General features: G+C 61.4%; 15 protein-coding genes. 11 read left to right on the forward strand and 4 right to left on the reverse strand.

The features are described from left to right. Position 1 precedes the first annotated feature (1 nt). From pcaG to pcaC, 5 genes are all read left to right on the forward strand, one after another. The gene (gene pcaG / locus LOY69_RS06655; protein WP_102861497.1) at positions 2 to 568 is read left to right on the forward strand and encodes a protocatechuate 3,4-dioxygenase subunit alpha; all 567 of its coding nucleotides are present in this window, start codon (positions 2 to 4) and stop codon (positions 566 to 568) included. A 251-nt stretch (positions 569 to 819) separates the two neighbouring features. Continuing rightward, positions 820 to 2,115, forward strand: a complete 1,296-nt coding sequence (locus tag LOY69_RS06660; RefSeq protein WP_102878644.1) for an MFS family transporter — start codon at positions 820 to 822, stop codon at positions 2,113 to 2,115. A 48-nt stretch (positions 2,116 to 2,163) separates the two neighbouring features. After that, positions 2,164 to 3,528 (forward strand): 3-carboxy-cis,cis-muconate cycloisomerase, encoded by a 1,365-nt coding sequence (locus LOY69_RS06665; protein ID WP_265074287.1) that lies wholly within the window; start codon positions 2,164 to 2,166, stop codon positions 3,526 to 3,528. An 11-nt stretch (positions 3,529 to 3,539) separates the two neighbouring features. After that, positions 3,540 to 4,328, forward strand: coding sequence for a 3-oxoadipate enol-lactonase (gene pcaD, locus LOY69_RS06670; RefSeq protein WP_102861500.1), 789 nt, complete (start codon positions 3,540 to 3,542; stop codon positions 4,326 to 4,328). Positions 4,329 to 4,350: 22 nt separating this feature from the next. Continuing rightward, complete coding sequence (pcaC, locus tag LOY69_RS06675) at positions 4,351 to 4,743, forward strand: 4-carboxymuconolactone decarboxylase (RefSeq protein WP_102861501.1); 393 nt, start codon at positions 4,351 to 4,353, stop codon at positions 4,741 to 4,743. Between the two features lie 69 nt (positions 4,744 to 4,812). Here pcaC and LOY69_RS06680 read toward each other — a convergent pair whose 3' ends face one another. Then, the gene (locus LOY69_RS06680; protein ID WP_265074288.1) at positions 4,813 to 6,075 is read right to left on the reverse strand and encodes an OprD family porin; all 1,263 of its coding nucleotides are present in this window, start codon (positions 6,073 to 6,075) and stop codon (positions 4,813 to 4,815) included. Positions 6,076 to 6,696: 621 nt separating this feature from the next. Here LOY69_RS06680 and LOY69_RS06685 point away from each other — a divergent pair. From LOY69_RS06685 to LOY69_RS06700, 4 genes are all read left to right on the forward strand, one after another. After that, entirely contained in the window at positions 6,697 to 6,954 is a 258-nt protein-coding gene (locus tag LOY69_RS06685; RefSeq protein ID WP_253127396.1) for an Os1348 family RiPP precursor, read from the forward strand. A gap of 93 nt (positions 6,955 to 7,047) precedes the next feature. After that, positions 7,048 to 7,518: a GNAT family N-acetyltransferase gene (locus tag LOY69_RS06690; RefSeq protein ID WP_253083861.1), complete on the forward strand. Its 471-nt coding sequence runs from the start codon at positions 7,048 to 7,050 to the stop codon at positions 7,516 to 7,518. A 20-nt stretch (positions 7,519 to 7,538) separates the two neighbouring features. Next, positions 7,539 to 8,699, forward strand: coding sequence for an aKG-HExxH-type peptide beta-hydroxylase (locus LOY69_RS06695; RefSeq protein WP_265074289.1), 1,161 nt, complete (start codon positions 7,539 to 7,541; stop codon positions 8,697 to 8,699). A 15-nt stretch (positions 8,700 to 8,714) separates the two neighbouring features. Then, positions 8,715 to 10,661, forward strand: a complete 1,947-nt coding sequence (locus LOY69_RS06700) for a DUF692 family multinuclear iron-containing protein (protein ID WP_110595009.1) — start codon at positions 8,715 to 8,717, stop codon at positions 10,659 to 10,661. Between the two features lie 67 nt (positions 10,662 to 10,728). On the opposite strand, the gene adeC is transcribed toward LOY69_RS06700, so the two are convergent. Genes adeC through emhA form a run of 3 tightly spaced genes read right to left on the reverse strand, consistent with a single transcriptional unit; the run spans position 10,729 to position 16,490 of the window. After that, positions 10,729 to 12,189 carry an AdeC/AdeK/OprM family multidrug efflux complex outer membrane factor gene (adeC, locus tag LOY69_RS06705; RefSeq protein WP_110651861.1) on the reverse strand — a complete coding sequence of 487 codons (1,461 nt, stop codon included), beginning with the start codon at positions 12,187 to 12,189 and terminating at the stop codon, positions 10,729 to 10,731. After that, positions 12,186 to 15,329: an efflux RND transporter permease subunit gene (locus tag LOY69_RS06710; RefSeq protein WP_102861507.1), complete on the reverse strand. Its 3,144-nt coding sequence runs from the start codon at positions 15,327 to 15,329 to the stop codon at positions 12,186 to 12,188. The genes adeC and LOY69_RS06710 overlap by 4 nt, the downstream gene beginning before the upstream one ends. A gap of 3 nt (positions 15,330 to 15,332) precedes the next feature. After that, positions 15,333 to 16,490: an efflux RND transporter periplasmic adaptor subunit EmhA gene (gene emhA / locus LOY69_RS06715; RefSeq protein ID WP_102861508.1), complete on the reverse strand. Its 1,158-nt coding sequence runs from the start codon at positions 16,488 to 16,490 to the stop codon at positions 15,333 to 15,335. A gap of 265 nt (positions 16,491 to 16,755) precedes the next feature. Here emhA and emhR point away from each other — a divergent pair, with 265 nt between their 5' ends. Together emhR and LOY69_RS06725 are read left to right on the forward strand one after the other, a co-directional pair. After that, a complete protein-coding gene (gene emhR / locus LOY69_RS06720; RefSeq protein WP_102861509.1) occupies positions 16,756 to 17,388 on the forward strand; it encodes an efflux system transcriptional repressor EmhR in 633 nt (210 codons plus the stop codon). Between the two features lie 162 nt (positions 17,389 to 17,550). Next, positions 17,551 to 18,435 carry a DMT family transporter gene (locus LOY69_RS06725; RefSeq protein WP_265074290.1) on the forward strand — a complete coding sequence of 295 codons (885 nt, stop codon included), beginning with the start codon at positions 17,551 to 17,553 and terminating at the stop codon, positions 18,433 to 18,435. Positions 18,436 to 18,449: the final 14 nt, after the last annotated feature.

The following is an 18,449-nucleotide window of genomic DNA, read 5'->3' on the forward strand; positions in this document are numbered from 1 at the left end:
CATGAGCCTGACCGCGACTACCTCCCACACCGTCGGCCCCTACTACCACATCGGCCTGACCTGGCTGAACCGCGAAGACCTGACCGAAGAAGGCACCCTGGGCGAGCGAGTGGCAATCACCGGCCAGGTGGTGGACGGCAACGGCAACTTCGTCAACGACGCCATGCTGGAAGTCTGGCAAGCCAACGCTGCCGGCAAGTACCGCCACTGCGAGGACGACCAGGACAAACCTCTGGACCCGAGCTTCCAGGGTTTTGGCCGGGTCCCGGTGGATGGCGAAGGGCGCTTCCGCTTCACCACCATCAAGCCGGGCGCGGTGCCGGGTCTGAAGGGCACGACCCAGGCGCCGCACCTGGTGGTGCTGGTGTTCGCTCGGGGCCTGGTCAAGCACTTGCTGACCCGGATCTATTTCGAGGGTGAACCGGCCAATGCCACTGACCCCTTGCTGGCCTGTGTACCCGAGGAACGCCGCAGCACCTTGCTGGCCAAGTCCGATGCCGAGGGCCGCTATCAGTGGAACGTGATCCTCCAGGGCACCGACGCCGAAACCGTGTTCTTCGACTACTGAGCCGGAGCACTGTGTAGCCGCTGCCGCAGGCTGCGAACGACCCGAAGGGGCGCGGGGTTCTCAAGGTTGCGGCGAGTTTGGCGAGAGATTGCCGAGCAAGGCCCTGCGTACCGAACGCGGCCCGGCCTTTCGCAGCCTCGCCGTGGCTCGGCAGCGGCTACAGGGCAGAACCACAGGGCCCACGTCCCGTAGGGAACGGGGTTGTTGCAAAGTGTGTCTAGATTCGCACTGTCCCCCATGAGTGAAAAACCATGACTACAACGACAAGTCACTACACCGCAGAGGAGCGCAGCAAAAGGATCTTTGCCATTGTCGGTGCGTCCTCCGGCAACCTGGTGGAGTGGTTCGACTTCTACGTCTATGCCTTTTGCGCCATCTACTTCGCTCCGGCTTTCTTCCCCTCTGACGATCCCACCGTGCAACTGCTCAACACGGCCGGGGTATTCGCTGCGGGGTTCCTGATGCGTCCCATCGGCGGCTGGTTGTTCGGCCGGGTTGCCGATCGTCATGGGCGCAAGAACTCGATGATGATCTCGGTGCTGATGATGTGCGCCGGCTCCCTGGTCATCGCCTTCCTGCCGACCTACGCCAGCATCGGTGCCTGGGCGCCGTTCCTGCTGCTGGTGGCGCGCCTGTTCCAGGGCTTGTCGGTGGGCGGCGAGTACGGCACCACCGCCACCTACATGAGTGAAGTGGCGCTCAAGGGCCAGCGCGGTTTCTTCGCGTCCTTCCAGTACGTGACCCTGATCGGCGGACAACTGCTGGCGGTGTCGGTGGTGGTGATCCTCCAGCAGTTCCTCGATGAGGCCGAGCTCAAGGCCTGGGGTTGGCGCATTCCCTTCGTGATCGGCGCCATCGCGGCGGTGATCTCGTTGCTGCTGCGGCGTTCGCTGAAGGAAACCACCAGCAAGGAAATGCGTGAGAACAAGGACGCCGGCAGCATCGCCGCGCTGTTCAAGCATCACTCGGCGGCCTTTATCACCGTGCTGGGCTACACCGCTGGCGGCTCGCTGATTTTCTACACCTTCACCACCTACATGCAGAAGTACCTGGTGAACACCGCGGGCATGCACGCCAAGACCGCCAGCTACATCATGACCGGCGCGCTGTTCCTTTATATGTGCATGCAGCCGCTGTTCGGAATGCTCGCGGACAGGATTGGCCGGCGTAACTCGATGCTCTGGTTCGGCGCCCTGGGCACCCTGTTCACGGTGCCGATCCTGATGACCCTCAAGACCGTCACCAGTCCGTTCCTGGCCTTTGTACTGATCACCCTGGCCCTGGCCATCGTCAGTTTCTACACCTCCATCAGCGGTCTGGTGAAGGCGGAGATGTTCCCGCCACAAGTGCGGGCGCTGGGGGTAGGCTTGGCTTATGCGGTGGCCAATGCGATCTTCGGTGGCTCGGCAGAATGGGTGGCCCTGAACTTCAAGAACATGGGCATGGAAAACACCTTCTACTGGTATGTCACGGCGATGATGGCGATTGCTTTCCTGTTCAGCCTGCGTCTGCCGAAACAGGCTGCATACTTGCACCATGACCTTTGACCCGTACGCCTGTGCCCGCCCAGGGCACAGGCGCACCAAGGACTGTTTATGACCTTACCTGCGAGCAACCAGTTGTTCGATGCCTACTTTACTGCCCGGGAAATGCGTGGGGTGTTCTGTGACCAGGGACGGGTCCAGGCCATGCTCGACTTCGAGGCCGCCCTGGCCCGGGCCGAGGCGCGCACCGGGTTGATTCCAAGCGCGGCGGTTGCCCCCATCGAGGCGGCTTGCCACGCCCATCTCTATGACTTCCAGGCCCTGGGTGAAGCGATCGCCACGGCCGGCAATTCGGCGATTCCTCTGGTCAAGGCCCTGGGCAAGCAGATCGCCCGGACCGATGCCGAGGCCGAGCGTTATGTGCACCTGGGCGCCACCAGCCAGGACGTGATGGACAGTGGGCTGGTGCTGCAATTGCGCCGCGCCGTGGACTTGCTGGAGGGGGACCTGAACCGCCTGGGCGGCATACTCGCGGCCCAGGCCCAGCGCTATGCCGACACGCCCCTGGCCGGCCGTACCTGGCTGCAACATGCCACGCCGGTGACCCTGGGCATGAAGATCGCCGGTTGGCTGGGGGCCGTGACCCGCAGCCGCGAACGGCTGCAGCAACTCAAGCCGCGTCTGCTGGTGCTGCAGTTCGGCGGTGCCTCCGGAACCCTGGCGGCCCTGGGCGAACAGGCCCTGCCGATTGCCCAGGCCCTGGCGCAAGAACTGCAACTGAGCCTGCCGGAACAGCCCTGGCACACCCAGCGCGACCGTCTGGTGGAGTTCGCCTCGGTGCTGGGCCTGCTGGCCGGCAGCCTGGGCAAGCTGGGGCGGGATATCAGCCTGTTGATGCAGACCGAGGCGGCGGAAGTCTTCGAGCCTTCGGCGCCGGGCAAGGGCGGTTCGTCCACCATGCCGCACAAGCGCAATCCGGTGGGCGCGGCGGTATTGATCAGCGCCGCGACCCGGGTTCCGGGCCTCTTGGCGACGATGTTTGCCGCCATGCCCCAGGAGCACGAGCGCAGCCTCGGCCTGTGGCACGCCGAATGGGAAACCCTGCCGGAGATTTGCTGCCTGGTGTCCGGAGCCCTGCAGCAGGCCTTGCTGGTCGCCGAGGGCCTGGAGGTCGACAGCGCACGCATGGCGCGCAACCTTGACCTGACCCAGGGCCTGGTTCTGGCGGAAGCGGTGAGCATTGAACTGGCCCAGCGCCTGGGGCGGGAGACGGCCCATCACCTGTTGGAACAATGCTGCAAGCGTGCGGTGGCCGAACGACGCCATCTGCGCGAGGTATTGGCGGACGATGCCCAGGTCAGCGTCGAGCTGTCGGCGCCAGAGCTGGATCGTCTGATGGACCCGGCGCACTACCTCGGTCAGGCCCAGGCCTGGGTCGAGCGCGCCGTGGCTGAACATTTTGCCTTGAAGGCCTGAAGGAGACTGCTGTGGGATTCGTGAAACTCGCCGAGGGCGATCTGCACTATCAACTCGAAGGACCAGAGGGCGCGCCGGTACTGGTGCTGTCCAACTCCCTGGGCACCGATCTGCACATGTGGGACAAGCAGATCGCGGCGTTTACCCGGCACTTTCGGGTGTTGCGCATGGACACGCGCGGCCATGGCCGTTCGTTGGTGACCGAGGGGCCTTACAGCATCCAGCAACTGGGCCAGGATGTGCTGGCACTGCTGGATGCCCTGGATATCCGCCGGGCGCATTTCTGCGGTCTGTCCATGGGCGGCCTGATCGGCCAGTGGCTGGGGATCAATGCCGGCGAGCGTCTGCACAAGCTGGTGGTGTGCAATACCGCGGCGAAGATCGGCGACCCGTCCATCTGGAACCCACGGATCGAGACCGTGCTGCGTGACGGCCAGGCCGCCATGGTGGCGCTACGCGATGCCTCCATTGCCCGCTGGTTCACCGAGGACTTTGCCGCCGCGCGTCCTGATCAGGCCAAACTGATCACCGACATGCTCGCCGCCACCTCGCCCCAGGGTTATGCCGCCAACTGCGCAGCGGTTCGGGATGCGGATTTCCGTGAGCAACTGGCAGCGATCAAGGTGCCGACCCTGGTGATTGCCGGCAGCGAAGACGCGGTGACGCCGCCTTCTGGCAGTCACTTCATCCAGCAGCACGTGGCCGGCGCCGAGTACGCCGAGTTCTATGCCGCGCATCTGTCCAACGTCCAGGCCGGTGACGCGTTCAGCGACCGTGTCGTGGAATTCCTGCTGGCCTGACCCCGGATTCAAGGAGCCCTTTGTGGACGAGAAACAACGTTATGACGAAGGCATGCAGGTCCGCCGCGCCGTACTGGGCGACGCCCATGTGGACCGCAGCCTGAATGCCCTGAACGAGTTCAACTCGGAGTTCCAGGAAATGATCACCCGCCATGCCTGGGGTGATATCTGGACCCGTCCGGGTCTGCCGCGGCATACCCGCAGCCTGATCACCATCGCCATGCTGATCGGCATGAACCGCAACGAAGAACTCAAGCTGCACCTGCGGGCAGCGGCCAATAACGGCGTGAGCCGAGCCGAGATCAAGGAGGTGATCATGCAGAGCGCGATCTACTGCGGCATCCCGGCAGCCAATGCCACCTTCCACCTGGCCGAATCGGTGTGGGACGAACTGGGCACCGAATCGCGTGTGTAACCCGTTCCATGGCTCAACAAAAAGGCCAGCCCGATCACCGGGCTGGCCTTTTTGTTGGGCGTTGTGCGGTTACAGCAGGCTCAGCGGATAGCTGACGATCAGGCGGTTCTCGTCGAACTCGTTGTTGCTGAAATCACGGCGCATGGTGGAGTTGCGCCATTTCAGGTTGAGGTTCTTCAAGGTGCCGCTCTGCACCGTGTACCCAAGCTCACTTTCCCGGCCCCATTCCTTGCCATCGCTGACGGTGGTGGTGTGCACGTTGCTGCCGCTGATGTAGCGGTTCATCAGGGTCAAACCAGGCACACCCAGGGCGGCGAAGTTGTAGTCATGGCGCAGTTGCCAGGATTTTTCCTTGGCGTTGTCGTAGCTGGCGTTGTAGCTGTCGTTGGCCAGGGTCCCGCCGCTGGTGCCATTGACCCGCATCCAGCCGCTGTCGCCAGTGAGTTTCTGCAGGCCGACGTAGAAGGTGTTGCCGCCGTATTTGGCCGAGAACAGGCCGGACCAGGTGCGGTTTTCCAGATCGCCGGCCCGGGCGCTGCCGTCTTCCTTGCCGTAGAAGAAGCCCAGGTTGGCCCCCAGGGTCCAGTCGCCCAGCGGCTGGGTGTGGATCAGGTTAACGAACTTCTGGCTGTAGATGTCCTTGAGCTCGGCATTCCACAGGCCGATCTGGGTGCGCTTGTCATTGAAGGCGTATTCGGCCCCCTGGAAGTTGAAGCGATCCGAGGTGAAGGCCGCTTTGCCGAACATCGTCATGTCGCTCATGCTGCTGTCGTCGCGTGGGCTGTTGCCACGGAACTGACCGCCGTAGAGGGTCAGGCCGGCGATTTCCTTCGAGGTGATCTGGCCGCCGCGGAAGGTCTGCGGCAGCGAGCGACCGTCATCCGAACGCAGGATCGGCAGCACCGGCATCCATTCGCCAACCTTGACCTCGGTCTGCGACAGCCGGGCCTTGAAGGCCACTCCCAGGCGCCCGAAGTTGTCCGCCGGGCGCCCGTCGTGGTCCAGGGGCAGCAGTTGGGTGCCACCGGTGCCCTTGCCACCGTCGAGCTTCACCGAGTACAGGCCCAATACGTCCATGCCGAAGCCTACCGTGCCCTGGGTGAAGCCGGACTTGGCGTCGAGGATGAAGCTCTGGGTCCACTCTTCGGCCTTGCCCTGGACCTTGCTCGGGTTGGTGAAGTTGCGGTTGATGTAGAAGTTGCGCAGGTTCAGGTTGGCCTGGGCGTCTTCGAGAAAGCCCGACTCTGCGGCCATGACCGGCAGGGCGGCGCTGGTCAGCGCCAGGGCCAGAAGGCTGGGCAGAAGGTGTTGCGGCGGGGTGATTGGCTTCATTCGTCGGTCTCTCTAATTGTTAGGGGTGCAACGATCCACTGCCGCAAAAAGCCCATGCGGACAGCTTTCAAGGTGTGGGAGGTGGCGCTTGCAGGATCAGCCGGAGCGGGCAGGACGTGAGGGCATGGCATCGAACCTGTTGTTATTGGTGTGTTCGGGTGCCGGGAATGGTGCGTCGCGGATCAGGGCCGATCAATTGGCGAATGCGGGTTCTGGGCGATTAACGAACAGTTATCGGGCTGGATGTGGTGGGGCGCCTGGGGATATATCCCTGATGAATCCTGAGGTTGTCCTCGCTGATCGATCAATGCTGGAAGTTGCGCTATTTCCATGACGCTGCGGGCAGCATCAACTAGTTAATAAAAAGGACTTATTGCTTTAGTAGTAAATCCTTGTTGTTGGATGTTGTTCTTATATAAAAGGATATAGGGCTAATCGCCAGTTAAACTTGATATTCGGTGTTATCGATTATCGTAAAAAGGTTTAAGTGAAAGGTTTTTGCTCGCTGGAAAAGCAGGTTTGCCTTGCTATATTGAAGTTCCTCAAGGCGGACAAGGATAAGTTTAAAGTTCGTCGGGAGAGGGCTTTTTATCGTGTTGTGAATATACAAGGAGAAACACCATGAGTACGAAAGTCAATCAGGAACGCTTGGCATCGGTAGTCGGTCGCGCACTTCTGGATAAGGAGTTCGCCGCACAGTTGCAGAAGGACCCAGAGGCCGCGGCCAAAGGTATCGGTGTGCACCTGAGTGTTACCGAAGTGGGTGCAGTGAAAAGTATCGATACGGCAAAACTGACCAGCGCCGGTTCGGCGATTCGCGACAAAATTGGTGTCGCGGCAATCTTTGACACTCAACAGCAACAGGCGCGCATGGACTGAGCCAGGCGTGTGCAGTCCGGTGTGCCGCGCTCAAGTTTTCATCAGTGCGGCACACCGGAACCGGGATTCAAGGTCATCGTGGAGTGCCTGTCCGTGTCCATCACCCTGGTGTCGATGCAGGAAGCCGACTTCAGTCGTTTCGCCCAGCGAGCCCTGGATGAATACGCCACCGGCATGGTGGCGGCCGGGGAATGGTTGCCGGAGCAGGCTTCGCTCCAGGCGGCAGAGGTGTTCCGCCAGTTGCTGCCGCAGGGGCGTCTGAGTACGCACAATCACTTGTGGCGGGCGCTTTGTGCGGGACGAGCGGTGGGCGAGTTGTGGATCGCCGAGCGCCAGGTGGGCTCTCGACGGATTGCCTTCATCCTCGATCTTTATATCGAACCGATCGAACGTCGCCGGGGTTACGCCAGGCAGACGCTGCTGGCCGGTGAGTCGGCGGCGCGTGAGTGGGGGTGTGACGAGATGCGTTTGCATGTCTTCGGGCACAACCAAGGGGCGCGTCGTCTTTATGAACTGCTGGGCTATGAAGTCGCCAGCCTGACGATGAGCAAGCCCTTGCCGTGACCTTAAGGGAAGGTTGAACCATGGACAGTGTTAACAGTCAGCAACCAGAACTTTCCATTGATGAGCTATTTCAGGGCACTACTTTTCTCCCGGACAGCGAGCCGGAACGCTTTTTAAAGTTACAGGAGCAAGTCGAAAAGAATCGTTATACGATGTTTGTCGCGTTATATGCCGAGCTGTCAAAGTTGTTTGCTGCTGATTCTGCGTTGAATCTTTTTTTTAAACAGGCGCTGGATATTGTTCTGTCTCCACCCAGTGTTCGCGCCAAACTTATCGCCCATCCAGTGTTTCAGATCTGGAACATTCTGACGTTTCGTGATGTTAACTATCTGTTGACCGGAACGACGCTGGATGATGCTGAAGTTAAAGCCAGGCTGCTGGAGTTTGCGCAAGTACTGCAACGGATCGAAGCTTCGCAGGATGCACAGGTCGATGAGCAATACCCGCCGGTTTATCGATTCGATGTCGACCCGCTGATCACCCAGGTCACGCCGCCCAGTTATGACTATCCGCCAGATGAGCAAACCCGGCGTCAGCTGGAGCGGGCGGGTTATTCCAAAGCCTTTTTCAAGGACGTCATGCAGCTTGCCCTACTGCGGATCAAGCACACCTGGCCGGCCTGTCATGAACAGTGGCAAGTGCTGGTCAAGGCCGTGTGCTATTTGCCCGACGGCAGTTTTCGCAGTTGCTCGGCGTCCCGTTATACCGGGGTGATCCTGCTGTCGAGCCGGGACAACTCGATACTCGACATGGAAGAGTCGCTGGTGCATGAAGCGACCCACCAGCTGCTGTACAACATCGTTGAAGTCGCTGCGGTGGTGGAGCCCCACGCCTCCAAAGAGGCCCTGTATTCCTTGCCCTGGTCGGGGCAGCAGCGGGACTTGTATGGCTACTTCCACGCCTTCTACGTCTACATCGCCCTGGTCAAGTACCTGGAGCGGGTCCAGGCCCGTCCGGCAGAGGAAATGCGCCGGGCCGAGCAGCGCATGCTGTTTATCCTGCGGGGCTTGAGCAAGGCGCTGGCGGATTTTGAAACCGCACCGGGTTTCACCGCGCAAGGGCGGGAACTGCTGGGCAACCTGATGCAGGAAGTGCATCGGCTGGAGCGTCGTCATGCCGGGTTGCTGAGTCGGGGCGAGGGTGCCAGCACCGTTGCCGCGCCCCTGCACCTGACGGCCTGAGCCAGGGAGGCGGACATGCAAAACTTCGATTCTTCGCGTTTCCCCGAAGCCGGGGTGGGGCTGGAATACCATTTGCCACATGGCGCCGGGGCCGGCTCAGCAGGGCTTGATCCCACCATCGAGCGGATTCTGGATGAAGGGCTGCCGTACTTCGATTACCTGGAGTTCCAGCCCACCCACTGCATTCTGCAGCCGCGGCTGAACGAGCTGGGCGGACGGGTGCCGGTGCTGCTGCATTCTTCCAGCCTGTCCCTGGGCAGCGTCGGCATTGAGATGGACCGGGAGTTTTTGCGCATGACCCGTCGTCTGTGCGACCGAACCTCATCCCCCTGGCTGGCCGAGCATATTTCCTGGTCACGGTTTCAGGGGGGTGATACCCAGCATTTCATTCTGCCGAGCCTGGCCCGTGAAGTGGCCGATACGGTGGTGGCCAATGCCATCGAGCTGCAGGCCTTCACCCGGACCCCCCTGGTGCTGGAGAACGCCCCCCGGCTGTTTTCCATGGACATTGGCCAGGAACTCTCCGAAGGCGGGTTCATTTGCAGTGTGGTCGAGCGCAGTGACAGTGGCTTTCTTCTGGACCTGGACAGCGCCATCAGCACGGCCAGGGCCCTGGGCTACGACTTGCGCGATTACCTGCGCTCATTGCCGCTGCAACGTCTGATTGAGGTGCATATCGGCGATCCGCGCCGGGACTGGGACATATTGCGCCAACTCTTGCAGTGTGCGCCGCTCAAGGCGGTCACCATCGAGTGGGACATTGCCGATCGAGCCGAGGACCCGCAGTTGTCGGCGCTGATCAAGGAGATCAAGGCCCTGCGGCCCGAACCTCTGTTCTGGCAGGCCGCGCCTGTTGCCAGTGCGCCGGCCCCGACGGTTGGCGCGGTGGATGGCCAGAGCTTGTTCGAACTGCGGCCGGGGACCTGGCTCGGTTTCGCCCATCAGGCCTTTTCCCTGCGCGATCGCCGGCGCGGCCTGGACCTGGAGTTGTCGACGGAGTTTTTGCCGCTGGTACGGCATTTTCTCTGCCCGCGGACCCTGGACAGCGCCCTCTTGCTACCCGGCGCGTTGCAGGGCGAGAGCCTGGCGGTGCTCCAGGAGCTGATTGAGTTGGGCCTGTTGCAGCCCGGGCAGTCCCAGGGCCTTGCCGAGCCCGAGGACGCCGGCGATATCTGGGCCCATTGGCAGGACGCCCTGGATTTCTACCTGGGGACTCGCACTCAAACCGCTACGCCCTACATCAGTGTGGCGCAGATGGAAGAACAGCTGGCTGGCAAGGCGTTGCAGCAGCGTCAGCCATCGGCGTTCAAGGACTACTTTTCACACCCGTTCCTTGCCCTGGACAATCCTCTGTTGGCATCTGCACCGGCGTTGGGTCAGCAGGGCCTGGTGGATACCTTGAGCGATCGCGAGACTTGCCGGACCTTCGACGGTTCGCCCTTGAGCGCCCGGCAGTTGTCCCTGCTGCTGTATTACACCTGGGGCGCTACCCAGATGCGCCGCAACCCCATGGGCGACTTCTTCCTGAAGAAAACCTCGGCCTCCGGCGGCTCTCTGCATGCCATCGAGGTCTATCCGATCCTGCTCAATGTGCAGGGCTTCGAGGCAGGGTTGTACCACTATTCGGTGCGTCGGCACGGGCTTGAACTGCTGTCGCGAGAGGACCCCAGGGCGTGGATTGGCGCAGCCTGTGGCGAACAGGACTGGATCAGCAAGACCGCCGTGGTGTTTCTGTCCACCGCGCGGCTTGAGCGCCTGGCCTGGAAATACCCGGGCAGCCGGGCCTTGCGCGTGGCCTTGATGGACTGCGGCCACTTGAGCCAGAGCTTCGCCTTGGTGGCCACGGCGCTGGGGCTCAAGAGCTGCACCACGGCAGCCTTGCGCGACGAGACCTTCGAAACCCGACTGGGCCTGGATTACCTGCGCGAGCCGGTGTTCCTGCTCAATGGTGCCGGCGGCTGAGGAGAGGGCGCGCGAGGCATAAAAAAACCCACCGTTAGGTGGGTTTTTCATACAGACAGACTGTGCTTCAGAACAGGTGCAGCGCCGGGGCCTTTTCAGCCAGTGGCTCGTTCTTCGCGGTCTGTTCGCTCCAGCCGCCGCCGAGGGCCTTGTACAGGTTGACCTCGCTGGTCAGCTGCGACAGGCGATCGGTGATCAAGGCCTGCTGGGCACTGAACAGCGAGCGCTGGGCGTCGAGGAAGGTCAGGTTGCTGTCGACCCCGATGCGATAGCGACGCTCGGCCAGGCGGTAGTAGTCCTGGTTGGCGTTGACGAAGTCACGCTGGGCCTGCAACTGCTGGTTGTAGGTCTGGCGTGCGGCCAAGCCATCGGAGACTTCCTGGAAGGCGGTCTGGATGGACTTCTCGTACTGCGCGACGCTGATGTCTTTCTGGATCTTCGAGTAGTCCAGGCTGGCCCGCAGGCTGCCGGCGTTGAAGATTGGCAGATTGATCTGCGGCTGGAACAGCCAGGTTCCCGAACCGCCCTTGAACAGCCCGGAAAGGTCCGGGCTCAAGGTGCCGGCGTTGGCCGTCAGGCTGATGCTCGGGAAGAACGCCGCCCGCGCCGCGCCGATATTGGCGTTGGCTGCTTTGAGCTTGTACTCGGCTTCGAGGATGTCCGGACGCCGTTGCAGCAGTTCCGACGGCAGACCGGCCGGCAGCTCGCTCAACAGATTGGCCGACAGCGGCTGGGCCGCCGGCAGATTGCTCGGAATCGCCGTGCCCAGCAGCAGCGTCAGGCTGTTTTCATCCTGGGCCACCTGGCGGGTGTAACGGGCCAGTTGAACCCGGGCGTTTTCCACCGAGGTTCGTGCCTGGCTCAGGTCCAGTGCCGAGGCGACGCCCACTTCGTTGCTGCGGGAGGTCAGCCGGTAGCTTTCCTCGTAGGCAGCGAGGGTGTCCTGGGTCAGTTTCAGCAGTTCCTTGTCGGCCTGCCAGGTCATGTAGGCATTGGCCACGCTGGCCACCAGGCTGATCTGGGTGCTGCGCCGGGCCTCTTCGCTGGAGAAGTAGGTCTGCAGGGCTTGCTCGCTCAGGCTGCGAACCCGGCCGAACAGGTCCAGCTCATAGGCGCTGACGCCCACGGTGGCCGAGTACTGGCTGGTGATCCCGGCTTCGCCGGTCTGCGACATGCGTGCTGGAGTACGCTGGCGGCTACCGCTGGCGTTGGCCGAAACCGCAGGGAACAGGTCAGCCCGCTGGATCTGGTACTGCGCGGCGTAGGCATCGATGTTCAGCGCCGCGACTTTGAGGTCGCGGTTGTTTTCCAGTGCAGTCTGGATCAGCTGCTGCAACGCCGGGTCATGGAAGAATTGCCGCCAGCCCTGTTCGGCGGCCGCCACGTTGGCGGCCTCCTTGGGCGAGTAGGCAGGACCTTGGGGGAATTGCGCCGCCACCGGCGCCTGCGGTTGCTGATAATCCGGTATCAGCGAGCAACCACTTAGCGCGATGGCGGTGATTGCCAGGGAGAGTAGCGACTTGCTCATTGGCCAGCCTCATTAGCAGTTGCAGTAGTTTCTGATTGGTCCGCTTTCCTGCGGCCCATGGACGACACGGTGACGAAGAACAATGGCACCCAGAAGATCGCCAGGATCGTCGCGGTGAGCATACCGCCAATCACCCCGGTACCGATCGCATGCTGGCTGCCCGAGCCGGCGCCGGTGGAGATGGCCAGTGGCACAACCCCGAGGACGAAGGCCAGGGAGGTCATGATGATCGGCCGCAGACGCATGCGGCAGGCTTCCACCGCTGCGTCCACCAGGGAGCGGCCCTGCTCGTGCAGTTCCTTGGCGAACTCGACGATCAGAATGGCGTTTTTCGCCGCCAGGCCGATGGTCACCAACAGCCCCACCTGGAAGTACACGTCGTTGGACAGACCCCGCAGGCTGGTGGCCATGAGTGCACCGATGATCCCCAGAGGCACCACCAGCATGACCGCGATCGGAATCGACCAGCTTTCATACAGGGCTGCCAGACACAGGAACACCATCAGCAGGGACAAGGCGTACAGCGCTGGGGCCTGGGAACCCGACAGGCGTTCCTCGTAGGACAGACCGGTCCAGGAAATGCCCACACCCGGCGGCAGCTTGGCGGCAATGGCTTCGACTTCGGCCATGGCCTCACCGGTACTGTAGCCAGGGGCTGGAGCACCGAGGACTTCCATGGCTTCCACGCCGTTGTAACGGGCCAGTTTCGGCGAACCGTAGATCCACTCGCCCTTGGCGAAGGCGGAGAACGGCACCATGGTCCCGGCGCTGTTGCGTACGTACCACTTCTTCAGGTCTTCAGGGCTCATGCGAGCACCGGCCTGACCCTGGATGTAGACCTTCTTCACTCGACCGCGGTCGATGAAGTCGTTGACGTAGCTACTGCCCAGGGCAATCGACAGGGTGTTGTTGATATCGGTGAGGGTCACGCCCAAGGCACTGGCGCGCTCGTCATCGATGGTCAACTGGTACTGCGGTTCATCGTTCAGGCCGTTCGGACGCACCTGGGACAGCACCTTGCTCTGGGCGGCCATGCCGAGGAACTGGTTGCGTGCCGCCATGAGTTTCTCGTGGCCGATACCGGCGCGATCCTGGAGGAACACGTCGAAACCGGTGGCGTTACCCAACTCCAGTACCGCCGGAGGGGCGAAGGCGAACACCATCGCGTCACGGAAGCTGAAGAAGTGCTGCTGGGCGCGGGCCGCCAGGTTGAACACGCTGTTTTCTGCGGAGCGCTCGCCCCAGGGCTTGAGCATGATGAAGGCCATGCCCGAGCTCTGGCCGCGACCGGCGAAGTTGAAGCCGTTCACGGTGAACACCGAAGCCACGGTGTCCTTTTCCTTGTCCAGCAGGTAGGCGCGCATCTCGTCCACCACCACCTGGGTCCGTTCGGCACTGGAGCCGGCTGGGGTCTGTACCTGGGCGAACAGAACGCCCTGGTCTTCTTCCGGCAGGAACGCGGTCGGGATGCGGGTGAACAGCCAGATCATGCCCAGGACGATCAATACGTAGGCCAGCAGGTACGGGACCTTGTGGCGCAGCATGTTGCCGACGCCGCGCTCGTAGCTTTTCACGCTGCGATCGAAGGTGCGGTTGAACCAGCCGAAGAAGCCGCGCTTCTCGTGATTCTGCCCCGCAACCACAGGCTTGAGCATGGTGGCGCACAGGGCCGGGGTGAAGATCAGGGCCACCAGCACCGACAGGGCCATGGCCGACACCACGGTGATCGAGAACTGTTTGTAGATCACGCCCGTGGAGCCGCTGAAGAAGGCCATCGGCAGCAGTACCGCGGACAGCACCAGGGCGATACCCACCAGGGCGCCCTGGATCTGGCCCATGGATTTCTTCGTCGCTTCCTTGGGTGACAGACCTTCCTCGTGCATCACCCGTTCGACGTTTTCCACCACGACGATGGCGTCGTCCACCAGCAAGCCGATGGCCAGTACCATGCCGAACATGGTCAGGGTGTTGATGCTGAAGCCGGCCGCCGCAAGGATGCCGAAGGTCCCCAGCAGTACCACCGGCACCGTCATGGTGGTGATCACCGTGGCGCGGAAGTTCTGCAGGAACAGGAACATCACCAGGAACACCAGGACAATCGCTTCCACCAGGGTTTCAACCACACCCTTGATGGATTCGGTCACCACTGGCGTGGTGTCGTACGGGAACACCACCTTCATGCCTTGCGGGAAGAAGGGTTCCAGGTCGCTGATGGTCTTGCGCAGCGCCTTGGCGGTGTCCAGGGCGTTGGCGCCGTTGGCCAGTTTCACCGCCAGACCGGAAGCCGGCTTGCCGTTGAACTGGGCGCTGATGGCGTAGTTCTCGCCGCCCAGCGCTACATCGGCAACATCACCCAGGCGTACTTGCGAACCGTCCTTGTTGACCTTGAGCAGGATTGCCTTGAACTGCTCGGCCGTCTGCAGGCGAGTCTTGCCGATGATGGTGGCGTTCAGCTGCTGGCCGGGCAGGGCGGGCAGGCCACCGAGCTGGCCGGAGGACACCTGGACGTTCTGCGCGGCAACCGCGGTCTTCACGTCCACCGGGGTCAGGTTGAAGTTGTTCAGCTTGGCCGGGTCGAGCCAGATCCGCATGGCGTACTGGGCACCGAACACCTGGAAGTCACCCACACCCGCGGTCCGCGAGATCGGGTCCTGCATGTTCGACACGATGTAGTTCGACAGGTCGTCCTTGGACATGCTGCCGTCCTCGGAAACCACGCCGATCACCAGCAGGAAGTTCTTCACTGCCTTGGTTACGCGGATACCCTGTTGCTGCACTTCTTGCGGCAGCAGCGGGGTGGCCAGGTTGAGCTTGTTCTGTACCTGGACCTGCGCGGTGTCCGAGTTGGTGCCCTGCTCGAAGGTGGCGGTGATGGTCATGCTGCCGTCGGAGTTACTTTCCGAGGACACGTAACGCAGGTTGTCGATACCGTTGAGCTGCTGCTCGATCACCTGGACCACGGTGTCCTGCACGGTCTGTGCAGAAGCGCCTGGGTAGGTCACGGAGATCGCAATCGCCGGAGGGGCGATGCTCGGGTACTGGTTGATCGGCAATTTGAGGATCGATAGAGCCCCGACCAACATGATCACCAGGGCAATTACCCAGGCGAAAATCGGACGGTCGATAAAAAATTTCGACATGGTTTACTCCCCTTTGCCGCCTGCAGCTTTGTCAGTTGCCTGTGCAGGGGCCGGGTTCTTGGTTGCTACATTGGTCGCTTCGCTGGCCTTGACTTCAATGCCCGGCTTGACGAATTGCAGGCCTTCGGTGATCAGCCGATCACCAGCTTTCAGGCCATCTTCCACCAGCCACTGGCTACCGACGGTGCGGCTGGCCTTGAGCTGGCGCAGCTCGACCTTGTTGTCCGGGCCAACCACCAGGGCGGTCGGGGTGCCTTTCAGGTCGCGGGTCACGCCTTGTTGTGGGGCCAGGATCGCCGCACTGTTCACCCCAGCTTGCAGCTGGGCGTGGACGAACATGCCCGGCAACAGGGTGTGCTGGGGGTTGGGGAACACGGCGCGCAGGGTCACCGAGCCGGTGGTTTCATCCACCGAGACTTCGGAGAACTCCAGCTTGCCGTCGAGCTTGTACTGGCTGCCGTCTTCCAGAGTCAGTTTGACCTTGGCGGCGTTGTCGCCGACTTTCTGCAGGCGACCGCTTTCCAGCTCGCGGCGCAATTCCAGCAGCTCAACCGAGGACTGGGTGACGTCGACGTAGATCGGGTCCAACTGCTGGATCACCGCCATGGCATTGGCCTGGCCGTTGCTGACCAGGGCGCCTTCGGTCACCGAGGAGCGGCCAATGCGGCCGGTCAAGGGCGACAGCACTTTGGTGAAGCGCAGGTTGATCTGGGCACTTTGTAGGGAGGCTTCCGATTGCAGACGGTTGGCCACGGCGGTGTCGTATTCCTGGCGGCTCACGGCCTGCTCATCGACCAATTGCTTGTAGCGATCTGCAATTGACTTGGTCGATTGCAGATTGGCCTCGGCGCTCTTCAGCGTTGCCTCATAGACCGATGGATCGATCTGATAAAGCTGCTGACCTTCCTTAACATCTCCGCCTTCTTTGAACAGACGCTTGAGAATGATCCCGTTTACCTGTGGGCGAACTTCGGCGATGCGGAAAGCAGTGGTCCGGCCCGGGAGTTCGGAAGTCAAGGTAAAGGCTTGTGGTTGCAGGGTAACGACGCCGACCTGAGGGGCTTGAGGGGCTGGCGCCGCCTCTTCCTTTTTACATCCGCTGAGCAGCGATGCCAGGGCGACGGCAGTGACCAGAGCGGTAACAGCTGGCTTGAGTTGCATGAAGATCCTCGGGTCAGGCACGCAAGATGCGCACAAGAAAAGTGGAAGGGTAAAAAGAGTTGGCTGAGTGGATTAGTAGCTTGCTAAGGAATATACTTACGTTCATGGTTGTTTGTAAATACCCTGGCGGCGTACCCATCCGGTTACAAAAGCCCCTGTAGGTGTTGAATTGTAGGTTGGGCAAACGGCACTCGAGATGCCGTTCCATATTTATTCAGAAGGTCTTCACGCATCGCTGAAAGATCCTGATCGAGGTTTTACTGCCATGGTCCGTCGTACCAAAGAGGAAGCTCAAGAAACTCGCAGCCAGATACTCGAGGCCGCCGAAAAGGCCTTTTACGAGCGTGGCGTGGCGCGTACCACCCTGGCCGATATCGCGGCGCTGGCAGGGGTGACTCGGGGTGCCATCTATTGGCACTTCAGCAATAAGGCCGATCTGGTACAGGCCATGCTCGACAGCCTGCGTGAACCCTTGGATGAGATGGCTGCCGCCAGTGAAAATGTAGATGAAATGGATCCGTTGGGCTGGATGCGCAAGTTGCTCATTCATTTGTTTCATCAAGTTGCCCTGGACCCGAAAACCCGACGCATTAATGAAATTCTGTTTCATAAGTGCGAATTCACCGATGAAATGTGCGACCTGCGTCGCCAGCGTCGTGCCGCCAGCCTGGACTGCAACCTGCGTATCGAGTTGGCGCTGACCAATGCAGTGAATCGTGGGCAATTGCCCGAAAACCTCGACACTATGCGAGCGGCTATCAGCATGCGGGCCTTTATCGATGGCATCCTTTATCAATGGCTGCTGGCCCCTGACAGCTTCGCTCTGCACACCGAGGCAGAGCGCTGGATCGACATCGGGCTGGACATGCTGCGCTTGAGCCCGAACCTGCGTCATTAAGACAAAATGCGTAATTGAGTCCAGTTATGTCAAGATTTACGGCGAGGGAGATTCATTACCGCGCTCGCCGGATCGCGATGGGGTGCTTTTATATACGGGCTGGCTGCATCTTGATAGATAGCGAGCTACGTATTTTGTAGTGATTTTGTTGCGGGTGTGTGAATGAGTGTGAACCCTTCACCGTTCAAAGGCGCAGAACAGCCAATCAAGGGGATCGCCCTGATTTGTCTGGCGGTTCTGCTCTTCGCCAGTCACGACACGCTGTCCAAATATCTCTCGGCCTTTTACCCCATCGTCATGGTGGTCTGGGCTCGTTACGTGGTTCATACCTTGATGATGCTGGTGGTGTTCGTCCCTCGCAGCGGTTTTTCCGCGGTGGTACGAACCAAGCGTCCCGGCCTGCAACTGCTCCGGGCCTTGTGCCTGATCGGCACCAGCCTGCTGTTCACCACTGGCCTGCGCTATATCCCCCTGGCGGAAGCTACCGCGGTCAACTTTCTTGCGCCCTTGCTGGTCACGGCCTTGTCTGTGCCGTTCCTGGGCGAGCGGGTCAGCCGCGGGCAATGGCTGGCGGTGCTCGCGGGCTTCGTCGGGGTGCTGATCGTGGTGCGCCCTGGTGGCGTTCTCTTCACTCCGGCGATCCTGCTGCCCCTGGGGTCGGCGCTGTGCTTCGGCTTTTATCAGTTGCTCACCCGCAAGCTCAGCGGCATCGACAGCCCGACCACCAGCAACTTCCTGACCGGGATCTTCAACAGCCTGATCATGAGCGCGTTGTTGCCGTTTTTCTGGAGCACGCCAAGCTTTGTCCACGGCCTGTTCATGATCGGCCTCGGCACCTGCGGCATGCTTGGCCATATGCTGCTGACCCAGGCCTTCCGTCATGCCGCCCCGGCGATGCTGGCGCCTTTCAGCTACGGACAGATACTGTTCGCTGGCCTTTATGGCTACCTGATCTTCGACCACGCCCCGGACCGCTACGGCCTTATCGGGATTGCGGTGATCTGCCTGAGCGGGCTGGCGGTGGCCTGGACTCAACGCAAGCGTTAATCCTGGCACTCAAA

Source organism: Pseudomonas sp. B21-059, assembly GCF_026016285.1.
Classification (GTDB): Bacteria; Pseudomonadota; Gammaproteobacteria; order Pseudomonadales; family Pseudomonadaceae; genus Aquipseudomonas; species Aquipseudomonas danubii.